Annotated in this window: 1 protein-coding gene; it reads right to left on the reverse strand. The window is 65.4% G+C overall.

All coding sequences use genetic code 11. From position 1 onward, the window contains the following. Positions 1–2,306, reverse strand: a 2,306-nt coding sequence (locus tag SO156_RS45680) for a chemotaxis protein CheA (protein ID WP_498539443.1), incomplete at its 3' end; no start/stop codon positions are given. Positions 2,307–2,310 lie beyond the last annotated feature (4 nt).

Genomic DNA, 2,310 nt, shown 5'->3' on the forward strand with positions numbered 1-2,310 from the left:
CTGCTTCCGCCGACCTCGATGTTGAGGCGTTCCTCGACGATGTCGATGATCTCGTCGACGACGAGGCCCATGGAGCGGCCGTCATCGGCGAACACCAGGATCGGCTGGGCGCCTTGCGATGCGATGGTGACGCCCTCCATGGCGACCAGCGGCATCAGCTGCTCGCGGTACTGCACCATGTAGCGGCCGTTGCTGAACTCGATCTTGTCGGCGGGCAGCTCCTCCAGGCGCGTGACGAGGCCGAGCGGCACGGCCTTGGGCTGGCTCGAGCCGGCGCGGAACACCAGGAGCGAGGTGGTCTGCTCGCCGCTGCCGATGTGATGGGCGGCATTCTCGTCGGCCATGTCATGGGCCGAGGAGCCGGAGGCGCCGAGGGCTTTTGCGATGCCGTTGGGGTCGATGATCATGATGACCGCGCCATCGCCCAAAATCGTGTTGCCGGAGAACATGTCGATGTGGCGCAGCTTGGTGGACATCGGCTTGACCACGATTTCTTCGGTGTGGAACACGCCGTCGACCACGATGCCGAAGGTCTGGCTACCGACCTGGGTCACCACGATAAAGCCGTTCTCGGGATCGCTCGCCGCGCCGTCGTCGATCTTGAGGAGCTTCTTGAGGTGGATCAGCGGCAAGAGCTTGTTGCGCAGCCTCAAGACCGCGGTGTCCTTGATGCGCTCGATGCGGTGCTCGGAGTTGGCGCGCGCCCGCACCAATTCCACAACCGAGAGCTGGGGAATGGCAAAGCGGTCGCCGCCGGCTTCCACGATCAGGGCCGAGACGATCGCGAGCGTCAGCGGGATCTTGATGGTGACGGACGAGCCTTCACCGGCGACGGACTTGATGTCGATGGTGCCGCCGATCTGGTCGATATTGGTGCGCACCACGTCCATGCCGACGCCGCGGCCCGAGACCGAGGTGATGGCGGCGGCAGTGGAGAAGCCCGGCGCGAAGATGAACTTGTGGATTTGCGCTTCGCTCATCTTCTCGAGCTCGGCCTCGGTGACGAGCCCCGAAGAGAGCGCCTTGGCCTTGATCTTCTCGGTGTTGAGGCCCCTGCCGTTGTCGGCGATGCAGATGATGATGTGACCGCCCTCGTGATAGGCGGACAGCCGGATGGTGCCCTGCTCGCCCTTGCCGCTCGCAAGCCGCTCGGCCGGGGTTTCCAGGCCATGGTCGGCGGAGTTGCGCACCATATGGGTGAGCGGGTCCTTGATCAGGTCGAGCACCTGGCGGTCGAGCTCGGTGTCGGCGCCGTGCATCTCCAGCTCGATCTGCTTGCCGAGTTCGCTCGAGAGGTCGCGGACGATGCGCGGCAGCTTCTGCCAGGCATTGCCGATCGGCTGCATGCGCGTCTTCATGACGCCTTCCTGCAGCTCGGCGGTGACGTTGGAGAGGCGCTGCAACGGCACCTTGAACTCGGTGTCCTCGTTGCGGCGGGAGATCTCCAGAAGCTGGTTGCGGGTCAGCACCAGCTCGGAGACCATGGTCATCAGATGCTCCAGCGTATCCACATTGACGCGGATCGACTGGTTGGCGACGCGGTCGCCTTCGGTGACGCTCTCATCCGCCATCGATTTCTTGGGCGCGGCTTTTGCCTCCTTGACCTTCGCCTCCTTGACCTTCGCCTCCTTGGCCTTCGCTTCCTTCGCGACAGGCGCTGGGGCCGGCGCGGGTGCGGCGGCAGGAGCGGCAGCCGGCGCGGACACCTCGATCGCGGTCTCGCGGAAGGCGCGCTCGAGCTCGTCGAGCGACACCTCGCCCGGACGCAGGGGCCGCTCCAGCGTCTGCTCGATCAGCGTGCCCTGGGTCATCTCCTTTGCGGGTGCCGGCGCAGCGGCGGCCGGCGCTTCCGGCGCGAGCGGCGGGGCATCAGCGACCAGCGAAGCCGACGCTGACGGCATCGGCTGCGCCGAGCCGGACATCGCCGCCATGCCTTGCTCGACCATCGCTTCCAGCTTGTCGATGAGGTCGCGGTCGGTGCCCTCGGGCTCGGCCTCGGTTGCCTCGAGCCCGGCCAGAATCTCCTTGATGCGGTCGATCGACGACAGGATCACCGTCACCGCCTCGGCGGTCACCGGCATGCCGTCGCGGAATTTGCCCATCAACGTCTCGCCGGCATGCGCCAGCGCTTCGAGCCGCGGCAATCCCAAGAAGCCGCAGGTCCCCTTGATGGTGTGAACCAGGCGGAAGATGTTATCCAGGATCTTGGCGTTGTTCGGCTCCTGCTCGAACTTCACCAGCTGATTGTCGACGGTGTCCAGGCTCTCGCTGGTCTCCGTCAAAAACTCCCGCAACAGATCATCCATGGAA

Source organism: Bradyrhizobium sp. UFLA05-125 (genome assembly GCF_059803515.1).